This is a genomic window from Halomonas hibernica, assembly GCF_013183775.1.
GTDB classification, from domain to species: Bacteria; Pseudomonadota; Gammaproteobacteria; order Pseudomonadales; family Halomonadaceae; genus Vreelandella; species Vreelandella citrativorans.
The window spans coordinates 1-19,397 of sequence record NZ_VIFN01000023.1 but is presented as its reverse complement, the minus strand read 5'-3'; the positions used below and the strand labels follow the sequence as shown (position 1 = coordinate 19,397).

General features: G+C 52.0%; 23 protein-coding genes. 14 read left to right on the top strand and 9 right to left on the bottom strand.

Annotation, left to right across the window (positions count from 1 at the left end; genetic code table 11):
• The 3 genes from FKN99_RS17200 to FKN99_RS17190 all read left to right on the top strand — a co-directional run.
• A partial coding sequence (locus FKN99_RS17200) for a helicase C-terminal domain-containing protein (protein ID WP_172119011.1) occupies nucleotides 1–985 on the top strand: 985 nt, incomplete at its 5' end.
• Between the two features lie 288 nt (nucleotides 986–1,273).
• Nucleotides 1,274–2,695, top strand: coding sequence for a flagellin N-terminal helical domain-containing protein (locus FKN99_RS17195; RefSeq protein WP_172119010.1), 1,422 nt, complete (start codon nucleotides 1,274–1,276; stop codon nucleotides 2,693–2,695).
• Between the two features lie 84 nt (nucleotides 2,696–2,779).
• A complete protein-coding gene (locus tag FKN99_RS17190) occupies nucleotides 2,780–3,043 on the top strand; it encodes a hypothetical protein (protein ID WP_172119009.1) in 264 nt (87 codons plus the stop codon).
• Nucleotides 3,044–3,183: 140 nt separating this feature from the next.
• Here the strand turns inward: FKN99_RS17190 and FKN99_RS17185 are convergent, their stop codons facing one another.
• A complete protein-coding gene (locus FKN99_RS17185; protein ID WP_172119008.1) occupies nucleotides 3,184–3,609 on the bottom strand; it encodes a helix-turn-helix domain-containing protein in 426 nt (141 codons plus the stop codon).
• Nucleotides 3,610–3,796: 187 nt separating this feature from the next.
• Here FKN99_RS17185 and FKN99_RS17180 point away from each other — a divergent pair, with 187 nt between their 5' ends.
• Nucleotides 3,797–4,033: a hypothetical protein gene (locus tag FKN99_RS17180; RefSeq protein ID WP_172119007.1), complete on the top strand. Its 237-nt coding sequence runs from the start codon at nucleotides 3,797–3,799 to the stop codon at nucleotides 4,031–4,033.
• Here FKN99_RS17180 and FKN99_RS17175 read toward each other — a convergent pair.
• Nucleotides 4,012–4,812: a replication initiation protein gene (locus tag FKN99_RS17175; RefSeq protein WP_172119006.1), complete on the bottom strand. Its 801-nt coding sequence runs from the start codon at nucleotides 4,810–4,812 to the stop codon at nucleotides 4,012–4,014. The two genes, FKN99_RS17180 and FKN99_RS17175, sit on opposite strands and share 22 nt — an antisense overlap.
• Nucleotides 4,813–5,672: 860 nt before the next feature.
• On the opposite strand from FKN99_RS17175, the gene FKN99_RS17170 reads away from it, so the two are divergent.
• Entirely contained in the window at nucleotides 5,673–6,293 is a 621-nt protein-coding gene (locus FKN99_RS17170; RefSeq protein WP_172119005.1) for a recombinase family protein, read from the top strand.
• Nucleotides 6,294–6,362: 69 nt separating this feature from the next.
• Here the strand turns inward: FKN99_RS17170 and FKN99_RS17165 are convergent, their stop codons facing one another.
• Both FKN99_RS17165 and FKN99_RS17160 read right to left on the bottom strand, forming a co-directional pair.
• A complete protein-coding gene (locus FKN99_RS17165; protein WP_172119004.1) occupies nucleotides 6,363–6,680 on the bottom strand; it encodes a helix-turn-helix domain-containing protein in 318 nt (105 codons plus the stop codon).
• Nucleotides 6,673–7,047, bottom strand: a complete 375-nt coding sequence (locus FKN99_RS17160; protein WP_172119003.1) for a type II toxin-antitoxin system RelE/ParE family toxin — start codon at nucleotides 7,045–7,047, stop codon at nucleotides 6,673–6,675. The genes FKN99_RS17165 and FKN99_RS17160 overlap by 8 nt, the downstream gene beginning before the upstream one ends.
• Before the next feature lie 186 nt (nucleotides 7,048–7,233).
• On the opposite strand from FKN99_RS17160, the gene FKN99_RS17155 reads away from it, so the two are divergent.
• The 3 genes from FKN99_RS17155 (at nucleotide 7,234) to FKN99_RS17145 (ending at nucleotide 9,398) form a co-directional block, all read left to right on the top strand.
• On the top strand, nucleotides 7,234–7,884 hold the full coding sequence (locus FKN99_RS17155) for an AAA family ATPase (RefSeq protein WP_172119002.1): 651 nt from the start codon (nucleotides 7,234–7,236) through the stop codon (nucleotides 7,882–7,884).
• A gap of 22 nt (nucleotides 7,885–7,906) precedes the next feature.
• A complete protein-coding gene (locus FKN99_RS17150; RefSeq protein ID WP_113270579.1) occupies nucleotides 7,907–8,152 on the top strand; it encodes a ribbon-helix-helix domain-containing protein in 246 nt (81 codons plus the stop codon).
• Nucleotides 8,153–8,390: 238 nt separating this feature from the next.
• Nucleotides 8,391–9,398 carry a replication initiator protein A gene (locus tag FKN99_RS17145; RefSeq protein ID WP_216658151.1) on the top strand — a complete coding sequence of 336 codons (1,008 nt, stop codon included), beginning with the start codon at nucleotides 8,391–8,393 and terminating at the stop codon, nucleotides 9,396–9,398.
• Between the two features lie 577 nt (nucleotides 9,399–9,975).
• Here FKN99_RS17145 and FKN99_RS17805 read toward each other — a convergent pair.
• From FKN99_RS17805 to FKN99_RS17120, 5 genes are all read right to left on the bottom strand, one after another.
• A complete protein-coding gene (locus FKN99_RS17805; RefSeq protein ID WP_319941302.1) occupies nucleotides 9,976–10,176 on the bottom strand; it encodes a type II toxin-antitoxin system RelE/ParE family toxin in 201 nt (66 codons plus the stop codon).
• 26 nt (nucleotides 10,177–10,202) lie between these two features.
• Complete coding sequence (locus FKN99_RS17135; protein ID WP_172119001.1) at nucleotides 10,203–11,126, bottom strand: DNA-binding protein; 924 nt, start codon at nucleotides 11,124–11,126, stop codon at nucleotides 10,203–10,205.
• Nucleotides 11,127–11,575: 449 nt separating this feature from the next.
• Nucleotides 11,576–11,953 (bottom strand): hypothetical protein, encoded by a 378-nt coding sequence (locus FKN99_RS17130; protein WP_172119000.1) that lies wholly within the window; start codon nucleotides 11,951–11,953, stop codon nucleotides 11,576–11,578.
• Entirely contained in the window at nucleotides 11,950–12,927 is a 978-nt protein-coding gene (locus FKN99_RS17125) for an integrase domain-containing protein (protein WP_172118999.1), read from the bottom strand. Before FKN99_RS17125 ends, FKN99_RS17130 begins: the two co-directional genes overlap by 4 nt.
• Before the next feature lie 1,228 nt (nucleotides 12,928–14,155).
• A complete protein-coding gene (locus FKN99_RS17120) occupies nucleotides 14,156–14,452 on the bottom strand; it encodes a hypothetical protein (protein ID WP_172118998.1) in 297 nt (98 codons plus the stop codon).
• Nucleotides 14,453–14,583: 131 nt separating this feature from the next.
• Here FKN99_RS17120 and FKN99_RS17115 point away from each other — a divergent pair, with 131 nt between their 5' ends.
• The 6 genes from FKN99_RS17115 to FKN99_RS17090 form a co-directional block, all read left to right on the top strand.
• Nucleotides 14,584–14,829, top strand: a complete 246-nt coding sequence (locus tag FKN99_RS17115) for a helix-turn-helix domain-containing protein (protein ID WP_172118997.1) — start codon at nucleotides 14,584–14,586, stop codon at nucleotides 14,827–14,829.
• Nucleotides 14,830–14,833: 4 nt separating this feature from the next.
• The gene (locus FKN99_RS17110) at nucleotides 14,834–15,913 is read left to right on the top strand and encodes a hypothetical protein (RefSeq protein ID WP_172118996.1); all 1,080 of its coding nucleotides are present in this window, start codon (nucleotides 14,834–14,836) and stop codon (nucleotides 15,911–15,913) included.
• Nucleotides 15,913–16,599: a hypothetical protein gene (locus FKN99_RS17105; RefSeq protein ID WP_172118995.1), complete on the top strand. Its 687-nt coding sequence runs from the start codon at nucleotides 15,913–15,915 to the stop codon at nucleotides 16,597–16,599. Before FKN99_RS17110 ends, FKN99_RS17105 begins: the two co-directional genes overlap by 1 nt.
• On the top strand, nucleotides 16,596–17,540 hold the full coding sequence (locus tag FKN99_RS17100; protein ID WP_172118994.1) for a hypothetical protein: 945 nt from the start codon (nucleotides 16,596–16,598) through the stop codon (nucleotides 17,538–17,540). The genes FKN99_RS17105 and FKN99_RS17100 overlap by 4 nt, the downstream gene beginning before the upstream one ends.
• Entirely contained in the window at nucleotides 17,540–18,151 is a 612-nt protein-coding gene (locus tag FKN99_RS17095) for a type I-E CRISPR-associated protein Cas6/Cse3/CasE (protein WP_172118993.1), read from the top strand. The genes FKN99_RS17100 and FKN99_RS17095 overlap by 1 nt, the downstream gene beginning before the upstream one ends.
• A gap of 224 nt (nucleotides 18,152–18,375) precedes the next feature.
• The coding region (locus FKN99_RS17090; protein WP_172118992.1) for a DEAD/DEAH box helicase at nucleotides 18,376–19,397 on the top strand (1,022 nt) is incomplete at its 3' end.

Sequence of the window (19,397 nt, the reverse complement as noted above, 5' to 3'; positions counted from 1 at the left end):
CTACTTGATTCTGGATTACTCGCCGGTACGTGGCTTGCCCCGTGTGGTGGCTCACTCGCCAAGTGCGGCATCCAGTTTACGCAATGGGGTAGGCGACCGCAGCACGTTGCTCACGTCAGCTACGCTATCGGATCTTGACCATGCGCCGGGGGAAGCGCCGCAGTTTCGCTATATGCGTAGCCGGCTGCAGGTACCCGTCAGCAGTAAACGCAGCGGTATCGAAACCAGCTTTCAGGCACGCCAGTTTGGCGAGTTGCGCTTTCGGTTACCCCAAGGGCTTCCCCACCCGATTCAACGGCTTCCTGAAGGCGGGCACAGCCTGTCGTTAGCCTATGCGCAGCAAGTGCTTCCCTTCTTGTTGGATCAGCCAAGGCGGACGCTCGTGCTGTGTGCCAGCTATGCCGATGTAGAGGTACTCGCCAACGAGTGGCCCGCCGAGGCGCAGCACCGGCTAGTCGCACACCGGGCAGGGCAAGGGTTAGGCGAGTTAGTGGCCCATCTAGATGACGATGCCATTTTGTTAACGCCGGCAGGGTGGGAAGGCTTGTCGCCCAACCGGCAAGGAAATACAGCTTTCTGGTCGCACCTAGTGGTATTGCGCAACCCTCGCCCAGCGCGCAGCGCGGTAGAACAGCGCTTGGTAGGGCAAATGCTGCAGCGTAAAGGCATGAGTGAAGAGCAGGCCACCCGAATAGCCTCGGGCATGCTGTATCGCAAAAGCACCGTGCGTACCCTGCACAAGCTGCGCCAAGGGTTAGGCCGGGCGATTCGCCACCCAGAAGACCAGGTGCTGGTCACCTTATTAGAGCCGCGCATTCCGCGCCCATCGGGGGCACTCCCGCAACTTGGCGTGCGGCAAAGCAGTGCGCTGCTGGGTGCCATTCCGTCTCGTTTTCGGTTGGCCTGGCAGCAGGCAGAAGAACCGCTCATCAACCAACAAACCGAAGCCCTTTCCCAGCCCACCGCCTTAACGGCGCTGCTGTAGCTAACTGACTGATAGGCAAATAAAAACCGCAGCCATGCTATCATCCTGACGGCAAAAGCTGCGGCTACAGAGTTTGTAAACGACACTATCAAGCCTAAGCAGTCCAGCCACCTTTAGCAAGAAAACAATTTTTTACACAGAATTTTAGACAGAACACTAAAGTTTTCACCGCGTTGTGTCGATAAACATAAACAACGGCATAAAAAAGCCGTCACCAACGGCCTTCAGGTTAGCACGCGAGTAACGCTGCACTGAGAGCCTGTAAACGACACAGCAGGAGATCGCACCATGTCAGTGATCAATACCAACATCACATCGATGATCGGCCAGTCCAACCTGAATAAGAGCCAAAACGCGCTTCAGACGAGCATGGAAAGGCTTTCTTCAGGTCTACGCATCAACAGTGCCAAGGATGATGCGGCCGGTCAGGCCATCGCCAACCGCATGACTGCCCAGATCACCGGTCTGGCCCAGGCTCAGCGTAACGCTAACGATGGTATCTCCATCGCTCAGACCGCTGAAGGTTCCCTGAACCAGATCAACGACAACCTGCAGCGTATCCGTGAGCTGACTGTTCAGGCACAGAATGGCACCAACTCATCTTCGGACCTGCAGTCTATCCAAGATGAAGTGAATCAGCGTATGAACGAGATCAATCGTATCTCCGAAGAGACTGATTTCAACGGTGTGAAGGTGCTTTCCGAGGATATCAGCACGATTGCCATTCAGGTGGGTGCTAATGATGGTGAGGCCATCAGCGTCAACCTTGAAACTATCAACCAGAATCGCCTTGGTCTCGATGGGTTTGACCTGACCAGTACGCTGCGCGCTGTGTCTGCGGGTGATGAGAATTTCCGTACCGATAACATCAACTTTGATGATGATTTCTCTGATGCGGCTGGTGTGGAAACAATCGATACCACTGAAACAAGTGCTGTTGAAGCTCTGGGTGTTGTTGATTCTGACGGTGATGCTGTCACCACCTTTGGTGAAGTACAGTTCGGTGGTAGTGAGGTAACCGGCGATGCCGAAATTCTTGAGTTTGAAGGGCGCTTTTACGCCGCTATTACGAATGATGTTGACGGTGTTGATGAAACCAGAATTTACGCCATCGAAGGTTTTGAAGAGGGTAGTAGCAGCGTAAACGCTGTTGTTAGCCGAGAGGTGACAGGAGAGCTTGCGCTTAGTGCAGGCGAACGCGGTAGCTCTTTTGGTTTTGCTGGAGGAGCTGAAGGAGCTTCTTACAGTGTAGTTACGGGCACCAATGATAATGGTGACGCCGAATACTTTGTCCGTGAAGTTTCCGCAAACGGTGATATCGGTTATAGCCAGCTTAGTGAACAGGACATCGCTGATTTGTCTGCAAATAGTAACGGTGTCGTCAATATCGATGTTGGCGGCATGACGTTCGACGAATCAGAGGTTGGTGGTTATACTCTTGATCCTATGAAGCAGCTTGATGACGCGCTTTCTAAAGTAGATAGCCTGCGTTCTGAGCTGGGTGCTGTTCAAAACCGTTTCGAGGATGCGATTACCAACCTCGACACTAACGCCACCAACCTGTCTGCTGCTCGTTCGCGCATCGAAGATGCCGACTACGCAATGGAAGTAGCCGACATGACCCGCGCGCAGATCCTGCAGCAGGCGGGCACTTCTGTATTGGCACAGGCCAACCAGATTCCGCAGAACGTTCTTTCTCTGCTGGGTTAATCTGAGGCTTAGCCGTAAGGCTGAAGCGGTAAGTATAAGGGCTGGCCGAGAGGCTGGCCCTTTTTGATCTAATAGGAGCCGAAAATGTCTAACGAAAAATATAGCCTGGTTCAGTATAAGGAAACTCAGGAATATCATTTGTATGAGAGTCGTAGTAATCCAGATGGTAGCTGCAACTTAAAAGGCAAAACTCCGCTCTGCCAAAGTAAGTCTGTTACCCCAGAAAATTCTGGCTTATTTGTATGCCAGAATGAGAACGATACTAGAATAAAGTGTGCAGAATACGCTAATAAGGGAAAAGATATTTGTGGGGTTTGTGTAAGTGCGATGTATGCTACGGAGGACTGATGTTTCTGGTATAAAATATCGACAGCAGAGTCGCCCTTCTGTCTGAGCGAACTCTACTGGGCAGGCAATCGTCATCAACTCCGGCACACAGCGCCTTGATGTAACGGGTATGGACGAGCGTATGCCTTGGTAGGTTTTACTTATCGCTCCATCACGCCTTTCCAGTTTTCAATACAACGTAGAACATGCTCATTTTGCTGACGATTAAAATGTTGCCGATGAATGTAGGGCTTTCCACTTTGACGGCAGACAGCTAAAGAGCTAATGACGTATTCGTCATTGCCTTTTTCGGCTGGTAAGCATGAGCAGTAAGTGTCACTAGAAACGACATCAACACCATCACCACTTTCATTTAAGATCAGCACGAGCTGAGAGTTTTCACTTTTACCTCTGCCTTTAAGCTTTTCAATAAACAGCTCGCGCTTTGCTATGGGCATTACGTTTCCTGATTCCCACAGTTCCCATGTTCGACGGGTTACATGAACTAATTGGGCCGCCTCTGCAGCAGTCATTTCAAGGGCTTGGCGTGCCCGAAAGGGGAAAGTGTCTAGGTTAGTATCTTGCATGATTAAGGCCTCTTTTAGTTGAGATGATGTAGAGCGCCTAATATGCCATTAGCGAAGAAATTTCGCAATGCGAAGTTTAGAGCAGATTGGGCGATACGTCCCCTTCGGAGCTGTAAGGCTATAGCAGAGGTAGGGGAACAAAAACGAGCAACACCCCTCTCCGTCAACCGTTGGACTACTCCGACCTATGAAAGAAGCTGACCACCAGCAAGTGATCAATGAACTGCAAGCGATCATCGACAATACCCAGCGCACCATAGAACGCTTTGAAGCCACCGGCATGAATGTTCAGATGCCGGAGGACTATGACAAGCTGCTAGCGATATTAGATGGTGCCGTGAAGCAGCAGCGAGATCATACGATGGCTATGCTAGATGCTTCAAAGCCTGCCCTAAAACAGGACTATAGCCCTAACCTAAGCTGATCATCTTTCTGAAACAGAAAGCGCACCTTGGCCACGCGCCGCCCGGCTTTGATCGGCTCCCACTCGATTTTCCAATTATCCTTCTCTTGAAGCTCCTTTACGGCGGGCTCGATGATCCGTCGGCGGATGAACGCAAAATTGGCCCGCTGCTTCTCTGAGGCATCCATAGCCGTAGCGAAGTCTTCAATCGTGTACTCAGCCCACCCACTGCCGTCTTCACCCTCAAACCGCTTCAGAAGCTCCAGGAGCCGCCAAGAGTAGATAGAGCGCAGTGCTGATGCCTGCTGCAGCTGATAGCTGGTGAACTGTTTCCGTAGCCCCGTTAAATACGGCAGTAGCTTAGGCCACCAGTACAGCTCTACCCACCCCTCACCCTTTTGGTAGTGAACCTGCCCCACCCAGCGCATAGTGACCACTGTTGGCTCTAGCGGCTTGCCACGCCGTTTATGGGCTATCTCATAGAAGGTAACCGAGCGACTGTAAAGCTGCTTGCTGGCGTCCTTCAGCGCCTCATAAGCCGTTCGACGATCAACGCCAAACTCATCGGCATACTCGTCCGCTGAAATGCGCGTGGTGGGCATATCGCCCACTTTTCTAGGTTTGTAGCTGTTGAGCTTGGAAGCCGCCATGGCGACCAGGCGTTTCTCGGAAAGCGTAAGGCCATGCCCAGCACGCACGAGGGCATTGTGCTGGGTGACCCAGCGCTCACCAGCAGGTCGCTCGGCGCTCTCTGCGTCATAATTATTTACCGCGTGCTGAGCTGCTGCCTTCTTAGGCATTTCTCTTCCTTTAATCTTATTGTGATACTGGTTGTTCGTGGCACATTAATGCATATATGCCATATAAATTAAAGGCACAAAAGACCCGGAAGTTGACACATTTGCAGGGCCAGCCTGTGGGTATTGCCCGGAAGTTGGCACAGTTAATCTGTGGATTACGCCCGGAAAAAGGCACAGTAGTGAGGGGAAAAGGCACATTAAACCCGGAAAAAGGCACATTTACGCGCTGTAAGCTCATGATATAAAAGAGGAACTCAGCTATAAACAAGTAAAAACAAGGGAAAAACCAGGAAGGCAGCAAAAGATGCCCAACAGCTGCCAGTGGTTTCAGCAAGATCGCTGGCAGCAGGGAGCATTCATCTATATCCCGAAGGATGAATCAAACGAATTTGGATGGCATGGCTTCTTATTGGTTATCTTTTATCAACATATAAAGCAAGAAAAACAAAATGGCTACAGGGCCTATCACAATAACCAGTGTTACTCCGTAGGTGCATGTTGATAGCCATACCAGTAACTGGATAAAAAATTCGATAAATAACTCAATGGCAAACTCGTTAATCGCCTGTTTTAAAAATGAAATCAATCTCTTCTCAAACATACTCGTCTCCTTTTTTAAGTATGTTGTATTTAGAGAAGAACTGAAAAATGCTTTGATTTTTCTGCAAAAACAGCTGTTTTAAGAATGCCAACCACCAATCTTTCGAAAGGCAGTCTATTCCATCTCGTTTATATTATTAGGGTATACCCCAATCGATACGGAAGAAATGGTGCTTCTTGCGTATCGGTATTCACATAAAAAAGCCCATACCGATACACTGTGTCGATAACGATCCAAATCGATACAGAGAGATGCCTAGATGTTCATTCGCGCCTACCTTCGCGCCTCAACAAAGGATCAGAACGCTAGCCGCGCTCGTGACCAGCTTGCTGCTTTTGCGAAAGATAATGGTATGGCCGTTGCCTCGTGGTACACCGAGAACGCGAGTGGCGCCACTACCAATCGACCTGAGCTTCATCGCCTGCTGAGCGATTCGCAGCCGGGTGACGTGCTACTCGTCGAGGCCATCGACCGTCTATCACGCCTGCCTGCCGACGACTGGCAAAAGCTCCGCGCCGAGATCGACGCAAAAAGTATCCGGATAGTGGCACTAGATCTACCGACAAGCCACGCGGCCATGAAGGACACGGCCGGCGATGAGTTCACCTCCAGAATGCTTGATGCCATCAACCGTATGATGCTCGACATGCTCGCCGCCATTGCGCGAAAAGATTACGAGCAACGCCGTGAACGCCAGGCTCAAGGCATCGAAAAAGCCAAGCAGGCTGGGAAGTACCAAGGTCGTCCGGTTGATAGGGAGAAGCATAAGCGCATCATAGAGCTGTTGGACGCGGGTCTGAGTATCCGCAAGGTGGCAGAGCATGCTAGGTGCAGCACATCAACAGTGCAGACAGTTAAGCAAGTGCATTGTCGAAGATGACGTCATCAACTTGCTTCTCTTCCGAGGTAGGGAGAATTTGATGGGAGATATCGCTGGCGAGTAAAGAGTTTAGGCGACGCTTTGGATACCGTTCTTGTCGATCAGCGTCAGTAAGCGTAGCGCTGGACCACCAGGACATTTTACACCACGCTCCCAGTCAGATATGAGATTCCGGCTGACGTTCAAATAACGGGCAAACACGGGTTGGGATAAGTGCTCACGTTCTCGCAGCGCGCGAATCTCATCAGGAGACAATACCTTTACAGGTGCCAGGCATGTGTCATCAAAGTCGCGCATGGTGCGTTTATCTATGGCCCCAACCTCGTGCAGTGACTCCATAGTTTCATGGATAGCCGCTAACGCCTCACTGCGGTATTGCTTACTCATGGTCATGTACCTCCGAAAACTGTCCCTTCTCTATCATCGCTGTTAAGTGTGCATCCGATAGTGACAGGATGTGCTGAGCAGCCTGTTTAAAAGCAGCGGCTTCTTCATTACTGATATTTTCTTGTTGGCTTTTGGCAAAACCATAGACGAAGAAAGCTCTGTTTTTATGACGGTAGAGAATGATGGTGCGGTAGCCCCCTGATTTGCCTTGGCCTGGACGGGCCACCCTCTGTTTAATGACACCGCCTCCAAGGTCGGCATCTAGCAGCCCCTGCTCTGCTCTTTCAATAGCCTCACTCAAGGCTGAGTCATCAATTCGCTGTTTTCGAGCGAAACGCTCAAACCAGGCGTTTTTGAAAATTCTCACATTGGCTCTATGTAACGGTTAATATAACACATAGTGTTATATTTTTTGGGTGATGTAGCAAGCTTTTTAGCACGCATTAAGTGAGAACAGTAGCAGGATTATCTCGCATGAAAAAATCGAAAAAGTTGTCAAAACCCTTTTTTCAGTATATTTTTGATATTCTTTTAATATTAAAAAGGTATGATTATGATTATCACCGTAGGAAACACCAAAGGGGGAGTGGGAAAGACTACGCTTGCTGTGAGCTTAGCGATCTCGCGTGCTTTGTCTGGACGCGATGTATGGTTAATTGATGGTGATCGCCAAGGTACCGCTCAAACTGCGATTAGCATTAGATCTGAGAATGGTGTTGTCCCTGGAATTGCGTGTGCTACCTACCCTGATGGCACCACACTGCGCGCTCAAGTACAGCAGCAAGTAGATAAATTCGACGACATTATCATCGATGCAGGTGGGCGTGACTCAACAGCGCTACGGGCGGCGTTGGTACTCAGTGATGTATTACTCGTACCTTTTGCGCCACGCTCGTATGACGTGTGGGCATTGGAAGACATGGCCAAATTGGTCGACGAAGCTCGAAGTGTTCGGGATGGGTTACGCGCTGTGGCGGTACTGAACTTGGCCGATCCAGGAAACCAGTCGACAGACAACGCTGAAGCTGCGGCGGCAGTTAAAGAGGTGTCGCAATTTGAATATTTGCCGACCTCTATACGGCGGCGAAAAGCCTTCTCGAATGCAACCGGTGCTGGACTGTCTGTGCAGGAGTTGAAGCCGACAGATAAGAAAGCCATTGACGAGATAAACGAATTATATGAGTATCTTTTTAATATTAAATAAATATTTAAATAGGTGGTTTTAGATGGTTATTACGAAGCCAAAGACAAAATCAACGGATGCGACGGATACGTTTATTTCAGGTGCCCCAGATTCCGGCAATCAAGCCAAAGGGGTACGTAAGGGGAATAAACGACAGATCAGTTTGACGATCACACCAGCGCTATTAGACCGAGTGGACGAGCTAGCTGCTGAGCTGGGGCAGTCTCGCGCAGCGATAATCAACATGGCGATTTATCGTGCTGTGGAGCATGGCCTGATAAAAGAGTAATTGAGATGATTTTTTTAGTGAATGTTGAGTTTGATGCCCTTAAGGGCCGTCTCGGTGCCCCTGAGTATCGAACATGTGCTGATAGAATAAGGTCTTCAGAGGGTAAAAAGCCTCGCTCCCCCCACGCTTGCCGGCACCGAGGGTAACGAGGCACATGATCCGCCAAGGGAGGCGTAATCAACATGCGTATTGTAGCAGCTTGGAGTAACGAGAAAGCATCTCTGCGGAGAGAGCAGAAATGATGCCCAAAAAGAAAATGACTGAGGAAGAAAAGCGTTTCGTCGATCAGAATACTCGTCTCGGTGAAGGCTATAAGCAAGCATATAAACGCTTGCTTCCCCAAGTAATTGATAGCAATCATGAAAAGCAAAAAAAGGCCACAGAAAGCAGCCGTTGTTCTGCTCTAACTCCTGCACGGTATGCCCAGCAAGACTTTTTTTTGGCAGACATTTTTGATGCAAGCCCAAAAGCGGATGCCGTCAGCATGGAGCATCCCCTGTTCGCTTTGCGTGCAGGTGATCGAAAAGTCAGATTTTACCAACACAATGACACTACTATAGAAGTTCGCCCCGGCATAAAAGGCTTGGCAACGATTCATGATAAAGACGTGTGGATTTACTGCATTAGCCAGCTCATTGAAGCTATGAATAGGGGTCGGGAAAATGTTAGCCGAACAGTTCGCTTTATCGCTTATGATTTTTTGGTAACAACAAACCGGCGTACTGATGGTGATAGTTACAAGCGTATGGGTGAATCATTGGAGCGCTTATCCGAGTCTCGGATTGTTACAAATATTGAAACAGATAAAAAACGTGAGAGGGCTGGTTTCGGTTTGATCGACTCATGGCATGTGATTGAGCGAGATGGCGACAACCGCATGGTGGCTGTTGAAGTGACACTTCCTGAGTGGCTATATCGTTCTGTGACAGCTAAACATGTTCTTACTCTAAGCCGGGATTATTTTCGGTTGCGTAAGCCGCTAGATCGGCGTGTTTATGAGTTAGCCCGAAAACATTGTGGTAACCAGACAAAATGGCGCGTCAAAATGTCTACTCTACATAATAAAAGCGGTAGCCAGGATAAACTTTATAAGTTTCGTGCTGCGGTAAAGCTATTAGCTGCTACAAATGAACTTCCTGACTACCGTATGACTATCGATACTAATAACGACATAGTGATTTTCTATGCTCGTGGGGCGAAAGGTGGAAGAGCACAAATGCATGATGCATTAAGCTTGCGTTCATAAAGTACCATCGCTCTTAAAAATAGCAGAAACATCCCTAAAACCACGTGCCTTAACTATCGTGGTTTCAGGGATGTTTTTGTGTATTTGGAATATGGTTTTAGGTAAGAGGAGCGCCTGTGAATAGGCACGTGGTTTCAGGGATGTTATGCCTGTGAATAGGCACGTGGTTTTAAGGATGCAGGCATCGTGGTTTCAGGGATGAGATAGCCCTTCAAAACCCCATGGTTACTAGGCTCGCAAAACTGTAACGCGCGCGCGTTTTTAACTTTAAATCTTAAAACCTTTAACGCGCATACGCGCTCGCCTACCCTCCGCTTCGCTCCGCCCAGCCCGTAGGGCTGCCTAATGATGACGCGCCAAAGGCGCGACTAAAGCGGCTTTCGAGGTGCTACGCACCTGCGCCGCAGGTGGGCGCATACGCGCTATCATTACGTGGGAACGCTGGTAACCCCTATTTATCAAAAGGGTGTCTAGGCGCAGAAGGGCCTGTGGTGGGCGTCAGGAACTGTAGAGCATCAGGTGATGTGCATTGCCGGTTACCGCTCGCAAGCTCGCTGCATCGGCCCATAGGGCCGATCTAGGGGTATTTCTGACGGGTGTGCAGGACATTGACGATGGTGATGTGGTCAGTAGCGATGCGATAAATTACTAGGTAGTTAGGATGTACCCCTATCTCGCGTGTGTCGCTGACACGAGAGATAGGGGTGCTGGGGAAGCGCCTCGTTGGTTTCTTCAATGGTTCTTTGGAGGGCTTCTGCCGCGTAATAATTGCGGTCACTCAGGTAATCTTGAGTGTTGGCCGTTTCAACGCTTTTTCCCGTCTTCAAACAGCCTCTTTTGCTCCCCATCTTTCGCGCCTAGCGTGTCTATACGGGCCGCTAACACCTCAGACCGTACTTCCGCCTTGGTTTTGGCCTTATCGGCCTCCTGGGCGCGTTGCTGGGCGTCCTGGGCCTGCTTTTCGGCAGCGGCGAGCCGCTCTCGCCATTCGTTGCGCAAATCGCCCATTGCCTGCTTATGAGCGTCGGTGTCGGCTTTACGCGCCTGCTGCTCAGCTTTAAGCGCTTCCAGACGCTCTGCCGCCTGCTGTTGTGCCGCTTCTAATTTGGCCATAGCCACCGCCTGGGCGCGCTCAGCGTCGACCCTGACCTTCTCGGCGGCTTTGGTGTCCCGCTGGGCGTCCAGGCGGGCGCTGTGCTCTTCGTCGCGCTGCTCGGTCAGCGTGGTGATGCGATTGCGGGCCTCGGCTAGCTCCTGGCGAGCGTCGTCGCGCTGATGTTCAAGTTGCTTCACCTGCTCACGAAACTCGGCCACGATCTGGCGGGCGCTGTCACGGTCGCGCTGGGCCTCGTCGCATTCAGCGGTGAGCTGCTCCACCTGAGCCCGTAGCTCGTCGGCTTCCGTTTCCAGGGCTTCGCCGGTTTCCGCGAGTGAATCGGCGGTCTGGCGGGCGTCGAGGGCATCCGCTTCGGCATCCGCCCTGGCCGCGGACGCCTGGCGTTCGATTTCTTGGGCGAGTGCGCTGGCGAGCTCATCCGGCAGTTTGGCCGATTGGCGTTCAGCGGGGGCTTGGGTGGCCTTCCAAGCGGTGAGGTGGCGGTGGATGGTGTTGGGGGAACCGGTGCCGATTTCGGCCCGAATAGCCTGGATGGTGGGCTTTTCACCGCGCCCTACCAGGCTGTCAGCGGCGTGGGAAACCTGCTCAAAGCTAATGCCAGTGCGTGCCATATCGTATTTCCTTCTTCTGTATCGTATTTTGTATTTAATATTATATTTTATATGATACAAAATACAATACATAATATGATATTAATACGATTGATAGGCACAAAAAAACCCGCTTAGGCGGGTTTTTGGGGGTGGGTCAGCATGAAAGCGGTGGCGATTCATCATACACAATATCCCTATTAAGGATGGCGTCGTAGGGAAGATGTGTGGCGATCAATAGGATGAGCGCGAGTTTAGTGAGGCATATACCGTTATCAACTCTGTGGTAATGAACAGCCAGGTGCGTCACCTGATTGATTTCCGCCGAAAAATGCGATGGAAGAGCCATGTTACGCGTATGCCGATGCCTTTACTCATAGGGAGCTGACAGCAACAATCACCTAAACTTTGTAAGTTTTAGGTGATGGCCCATGAACAAAAGAGGCAGCTCATGGGGTGAAAGAAATGCATCAGCGGGAGCGGGGCTGGGCGATTTTATGCGGTCGTCCGCCTGGGGCGCCCGGTTGTGGTCCTGGCGGTTTGGGGCGTGTCCAAGGGCCGCGTAGGTGAGGCTCCCAGTGATTCCAGCGGCCAAGGGCGGCGGCGATGACGCGAGCGGTACGCCAGTAGTCGTAGCGGCTGGCGGGTGAGAGCGCCGTGGTCTCAGCTTTCAAAAACCATTGCAAATGTTTAACTTTCCATTGATATGGCTCACTAAGTTTCCAATGCTCTTCAATTTTTATAGCAATGCGCTGACCGCGTTTGATATGCGCTTTTACGCCACCGGTTTTCCCAGGTTGCGCGCGTTTTAAGAGAACTTCGATGCGTGATGGGCTATTTTGTGTCATCGGCTGCTCCCGACATAGCTGACCAGCACATCGATTCGACCATGCCCCAACTCAGCGGAAATTGTCGTACGTGCCTGGCGATCCAGCTTTTTGGGGGCCAAGCGTTCACCTGCCACAGCCGGTGCCGGATATTTCGTGATTTGTTCGTAACGCTGACAGGCGTAAGCAGCGCGGGCATCGTGGTAGCCAGGTAGCCCGTGCTGTTTGAGAATGTCACGCGCTTGATTGAGTTCGCTGCTGCGACTGATGGCGACATCGACATAGCGTTCGTGAGGAGCAATGAGGTTGTGACTGCCTTCAGGTCGGATGGCAAGGGCATTGGCCAGCGCTTGTCGTTGTATATCGCCGACGATGACCCAGCGATCGGCAGTGCGACCACCTTTTGTGCCATCAATGACATTCACTCTGTAATTTTGACTGGCTAGGTCATAGCGCGCAGCTTCTCGAACCCAGCGGTCGAGATTGGCTTTCACCGCTTCTTCACGGCGTACGCCGAACGCTCTCGCGAGTTCGAGAGCGGCAGCGGCACGGTTAAGGCCTGCCGCTTGCAGTGCTGATGCTGCGTTCTGTACACGACTTGTATTCAGTGCTGATGGTGCCTCTGTTCTGACGTTGTTACGCGGGCCTGTATATTCATGCGGTGAAATTTGTATATGACGGTCGCCGCGTAGTGCGGCAAACACCGTATTCAACGTGCTAATACGGTTCTGTGCCGTCGAAATGGCGATTTCGCCTTTTTCCACTTTTGCCCGCACCTGCTCGGCGTAGAGAGTCGCGAGTTCACGGCTATCGACTTTTGCGAGATCGCGAATACCTTGATCTTTTGCCCAATTAGCGAATTGTTGCCAACGATCTGAGTGGGTTGCCACTGTTTCGTAATGGCCCTGGCCATAGTAATCTCGCAACGCCTGCTGGCCAGCATGTGCGATTTGTTTTCCGTACCCAAAATTTCGTCCACTGGCGTACCGCCCCATTTTATTTGCTCCCCATTTTCTGATTTTTTCTAAGTTTTAATCTTGTCGTGCCTTCCCTTTTCCCCGCCCATCACTGGTAAGTGCTAAACCGATAAAGCTCGGTCGGGCTAGGCTGTCGTAACGTGACAAAACGCTCGTGAGGTAACGCCTACGAGTCGGCGAAAAATGACCTGTTTGCGCGATCGCGTTGAGCAAGAGCTCGGCGGGGAGATCGCTGCGTTTTTGGCAAAAACGCGTGCAGAGGTTAGCTCTAAACAACTGGGCATAAGGGAGTCTGTGTAACGATGAGACAGAGCACATGCCCGCCGTCCAGGCGAGTGGCCATTTGGCCGTGGACTGTTACAACGAAACATAGATTGGAGGGTTTTGGTGCGCGTTTTGGTGCCCAAAAATGAAATTCGGTGAACGCCGTTGACCGGCCCTGTAGCCCGCTAGGGCGGGCTTTCGAGCCGGTCAACGGCGTCGGCGCTAAGGCGCCGTCTCTGTGCTGCCGCACAGAGACGGCGCGAGGGGAAATAGCATCATTTTTGGAGTAAAACGATGCTGGAGTTAGTGCAGAGTTAGGCTGTTTTTTATGTTGTCGACCACCTTCGCACGTAGCTAGATGCGCGCAAAACGTGGAAAGCAGCGGGCACCATTAATAGGCCTTTTGGCCCGCTAGGGCGGTCTTTAGGACCCGTCAGCGCAAGGGAATATGGCATCATGTTTAGTCCAGGACGATGCTTTTTGGTACAGAGTTAAGCTGCTTTCTGTGCATGAAACACAGAAGAGCGAGCGAGCTTGAGTGGTGTTGTCGTACGTTGCGGTACGCGGCTGGATACGCTGCGATAAATGGCAGTGGCCCAGCAACAAAAACATAAATCACGGACGAGCAGCGTTAGACGCGGCGACTAAGCATGGAAAATATGCTCAAAGAGCATGGAGTCGGTATAAATCCGTCTTTATAGATCTAAATAGAGGAGTGAGCCACTGAAGTCTCGGCGGGTTTGTAAGCGCACAATTGTACGGACGCAACAAACCTAGGGAATAGCTCGTGAGAGCGGAAAAAATGCTGGTTCATTTTGAGTGGCCAGCGCTACCACTTCTATCTGCTAAAGAGCAGATCACATCCGATGATAAGACAAGAATGGCGTAAAAACAACGACCAATATTTGTCCCGATGTTCAATGATAAAGCCCACATAAGGTGGGCTTTAATAGGAGTGAGGGTGTCCAGTTATTTATTACTTTTAAGCTGCAATTAAGTCTGATAACTGACGCTCCAGCTTATTACTTAGCTTTTCCAGAGCTTCCTTGTTCGCATACATATCACCAGCAGCGAGCTCACGTGCTACCCACTTTTCTAGTGCTATGTAGTTCGAAAGATGAGGTGGTTGACCAATTAGGGGGGCCAACACAAGCTCAGATGACTTTACGTTGAGCTGAATAGATTGAGCCACTGCCATTGTGAAACGCTGCAGCATACGAGCACCTTCTTTTTCGCGAACTGCTTGGCGGAAAAAATCTGCATCAACAAGACGCGCCATGAAACTCTCCTTTTTGATATTGGGCTTTTTTTGAAGCTCTGCGTAAACATTTAAGCATAAAATCAGGGAGTGACAACCTTTTTTTGTCGTTTTTCGTTATCATTTGATGATTAATAGCGTGGAGAAAGGCTGTGATACGCTTCAAAATTAAAGAAATGATGGCAAAGCGAGAGTATGAACTGGGGCGACGGCTCACTATTGGTGAGGTTGCTGACGCCACCGATATTCATCGCATGACGCTATCGAAAATGATCAATCGCCGTGGCTACAGCACGACGACAGATCATTTAGATCGGCTATGCGTGTACTTTGGCTGTTCGCTAGAGGAAATCGCTGAGCACGTACCAGAACCTGACAGTAAAACCCCGATGGAGTGAATGCATGGCAGAGCCCGTTTCCTATCATTTTGATGGCCATATCACTGCCGAGGGGCCTATAACCGTCAGCTACTTTGGACTAGATGAGCGTCTGCCTCGTACGCCACATGGCCAGGTGTTTCTGAATGGTGGCACGCTACGTGGGGCGTTGCGCAAAGCCGGGTTGGTAATGCTGATCCGGGAGCTGGCTAAGGTACGTGGGCAATCGCAAGAGGCGATTTTTAAGCGCGCTGAAATGTATATGCTGGGTGAAGGGGTGGATATTACCCGCCAAGTAAATAGCGAGATTAAAGGGGCCAGCTACGACCCCCGTGCAGAAGCCCATCTGCGTAAAATGAATCCGTTTTTAAGCCTGTTTGGCCGCTGGAAGTTAGCGGGGTACTTAGAGGTTAGTGCCATGCTAACCTCGCAGGACAACCTGATAACAGCGGGTCAAGGCGCTCGGCATGATCAGTTTGAGCATGATCCATCGCTCGTTAAGTATCTGAATACGGAAGAGCAAGAAGCGCTGATGTCCGAAATGCGCAGTGCCCGTGACAGCATGGTTGAAATTGAAGCGATCCGTGGCCAGGTGCGAGAGCTGCGTGCTCAGTCACGACGCACGGAAAGCGTTGATGGCAAAAAAGAGATTGCCGCTCAGATTCGTGACCTAGAGGCCCTAGAGAAAGAGACGCGTCTGGCACGAGAAGGGTCGGACGAGTCGATAAAGCACCCCATTCAAGGGTATGAGGCGATTGCCCCCGGCAGTCAGCTCAGCAGCCATCTCCGCATTGTGGAAGGCCACGCTGACGTTCTTGGGCTGCTGTTGCACTGTTTAGCGGAGTTTTCGCAGCGACCGCGCTTAGGAGGGCATTTAGCAGCGGGGTTTGGGGCCATTCAAGCAGAATGGGATGTGTGGCAGCGCAATCCAGGCGAACGTCGTGGCCACGTCATCGGTAACGTTCAGCTAGATGAGATGGGCATCGTGTTAGAGGGGGAGGCACTTGAAGAGGCCTGGGCAGCGTTTGAACACGGGCTACCCCGCTATAACTTTGACCTTTTCACGCTTAAGGAAGCTCGGGAGTGCTGGAAAAAGGAAGCGTAATGTCTTCAGAATCACAGCGCTTACCCGTTGCCCCCTACGGCATGCCTGAAGAGCAAGCCCGGCCATTCCGTTTGGTGCTCCAACTGCATACGCCACTGGTGCTGCCCATGGTAGTGCCACGCTTAGATGTGTTGCTGCAGGAGGCAGCTTGCCGCAGAGCGCTGGATTGGTCGTGTTATCCCTCCCTTCCTCTGGTGTTTGACCAAGCCAGAGGGGGTTATCGTGCCTCTCAGCTGGTGTTTGGCGTGACGGCTCACCAAGGGCTGACGGCAGAACCATTAGGCGCGATTACGCGTTTAACAACCTTGCCTCTGCTGCGTGCAGCCAATGTTAGAGCGCCGCTGCGAGTCGATGGTGGCGATTGGGCACCGAAGCTCACCCAGCATCAGGGGTTACTGAGTCCTTATGTGTTGTTTTACGCAGAAGGTGACCCGGATGCCTGCCTGGATCTGCTACCAGAGCTTCCCAATATAGGCCAGGGGCATAGCCGAGGGCAGGGGATGGTGAGTGCGATGGCGGTTCAAGAGGATACGCAGCAGCGCTGGCGTCAGCGGCCCTGGCGTTTAGAAAGCGAGCACAACAGCATGGCCTATACGCCCGTACCCGATGTGTTGCGCCTGACCAGCTGGGGTGATGATGAAGCTGTTTACCGGCCACCACGGATTATGCGTGAGATAGTGTCATGAGGCGCGACCTAGCTTATCAGCGACTGTTTGCTGCCACGACGCCTTTTCGTGCGCGGGCATACGCTGAGCACTTCACTCCTAGTACCCCTAGCTGTTCTTGCTGTTCCCGGCGATGGTCAGACGTAGAAGCGCCGTTTCAAGGGGCAAGCTATTCCTATGGGAAATCAGGTCAACCCGAGCAAGTCTGTTTAACGTGCTACACGTTACGCATTCCTAGCGAGGAAATGCTGGGGTTAGAGCGTTACAACAAAACCGGCAACACCGTGACATCCATTTACGGCAAGCTTGGGATGCTAGTGGGCTCTGGCGGTATTATTACCCCGACTAACACCCTGTATGTCACGCTTCCCCCTAAGCTTTTCGAGAAGTACCGAGACGGTAAGCTGGGCCAGGCGGGGCAATTGAGTACAGAAAAGCCGCTGGCCCGGCTATTGGCACTATTAGCCAGCGGGGAGCTGAATCCCCTTGAGGAAGGCTTTGTGTATATCGAAAACTGGGGGCGAAAAGCGGATGTGCTGCTGCGTAACTTACGTCCTACGCTATCCCTTCAAGAGGTGTGGTGTAACAGTGAGCAAGGTACTACCCCCCTCAACGTTGCAGCTATGTTGAAAACGGCCAGTGTACTGGTCGAGCAGGGGCTAGAAAAAAACGCTGCCCAAAAAACCTTTTGGTGGCCGATTACCGCAGCAGCCAGGGGGCAGCGAAACCCACAAGCCTTTGAGGAGTGGGTCAAAAAAGTCCCTGACCCACACGCTTTGCTGAGCGTGTTGCCAGACGACCCCTTTGATCGGCAGAAGCTTCCGACGGTACTGCGAGAAATCATGCCGCACCTGCCTGCGTTAACGCCGTATATCAACCACCAACGTCAACCTATTGCACTCGCGACGCTAGAGCGCCAGGAGCCACCACCCCCCATGCCACAACAGGGGTCACTGTTTTAATGTCGATAGATCATGTAAACGTGCATTACTACGAAGCCGCCGTGCTGTGTTGCCCTTCGGCCCCGCCTACCTGTACGCCGACGCTGGATGACTACCACCAAGCAGCGTGGCGCGTGTTTGCGGGCACTACCCACTACTCCGTAGGGCAGCGCCTTTTTGTTTTCAGTTTTGAGTCACTCACCCCAGAGCAGCACCTGCTGATAGTGCGCTCTTCTATGGAGTTCCCTCACGCACAGAAAAGGCACATCACCCTGCGTCAGGGAGACAACATACGCCTAGAGTGGTCGTGGGTGCCAAGTATTGCGACACGGCTATCACCAACAGGCGAGCGGCTACCGCGCAGTAAGCACATCCCGGCCCCACGAGAACAGTGGGAAGCGCTACTGTGTCAACGCTTGGGCAATCATGGCTTTTCCGCCGTGCCTACCGCTCTGCGCTGTACTCCATTAGGTCAGTGGCCCATGAATGCGCAGCGGTCGCGATGGTGTCAACGGGTGCATGTCCAAGCGGATCTCCATATAGAGGATGCTCAAAAGGCGGCACAGGCCTGGCTGTCGGGTGTATCGCGCTTGAAAGCGTATGGTATGGGTATGCTTTGTTGCCGCAAATGAGTGCGTTAAGCTAGGGGAGTTCCGCCTTTGCGGAAGTGTTAGCAACGCTTTACAGACCTCGATGGAGCGTTTGTAAATCCCGCCCTTGCGGGAGTGTTCGTTCTGCACTGCAGACCAGGATGGAACGTTTGTGTATCTCGCCTCTGCGGGAATGATCGCCCCGGCCTTGTGTCGGGGCGATATGGTAAGGTGTCTCCCTTTTGGTTTAGGCGCTCATCGCTGTTATGCATCCCGTCCTCACGTACCTTACCCATCAGCTGCCCAAGCGCCCTGGGTTCCAGCACAACCCCGTACAAGTTGCGTATGCGCAGGCTTTAATCGACGGTGTGCGGCAACAAGGCAAAATGCACTTTGTTGAAGGGGATACGGGCATTGGCAAAACGCTGGCGTATCAGCTGGTGTTGGCGGATTGGGTCGCCAAAGGGAGACAAAAAGAGCGCCGGGCAGTGATTTCAACGCACTCGCGTGCGCTGCAGCGTCAGCTGCTTCAGCCTGACAATCTCGCTATCGTGCGTGACTATTTAGAAAACGCAGGCTTACCGCCGCTGACCTTTGAGCTGCGTATGGGGCGGGAAAATTACGTTAGCCCGGAGCGTTTGGCCTTGCAGCTAGGGGCGATACGCTTAGAAGACGCGGCCAACGACCGGCAACTATCGCTAGAAAAGCGTCACCTCGTTCGCTGGGCGCTGGAAAGTGACGGCTGCCTGCTCGACCTAGACCCCGCCAGCCTGCCTGAAGGCTGGCAAATGTCAGATATCGCTTTACGCCACCATGACCCCTTGCCAGACGCGCTTGACGCCCACTTAAACGCCGCGCAAACCAGCGACATCCTAGTGATCAACCACGCGCTATTGGTGGTCGACCTGATCACCAAAGGCCGCATCACCCAGGCGGAATCACCCTATGTGCTGCTGCTCGATGAAGCGGAGCACTACCCTGAACTGGCAGAAGAAATGCTTAGCCAGCGGATTTCGTTGCAAGCCACCACACGGCTGCTACGCCAGCTGAATCAAACCGCGCTGGCGACGCAATGGGAAGCGCTTGAAACCCAGCTAACGGATAAGGCGCGGGCAGGCACTGCCCATAATGTGTCGGTGAGTGAGAGTGAAACCCTGCAGGTGGCCATTACGGCGCTATTGAAAAAGCGGTTGCGGGAAGCCGCTCACGATGCCTGGCTGTGGCGGGAGTGGCAGCAGTTACGCCATAACGCAGAGCAAGTCGCTGTTAGGCTACGCGAGGCTAGCCG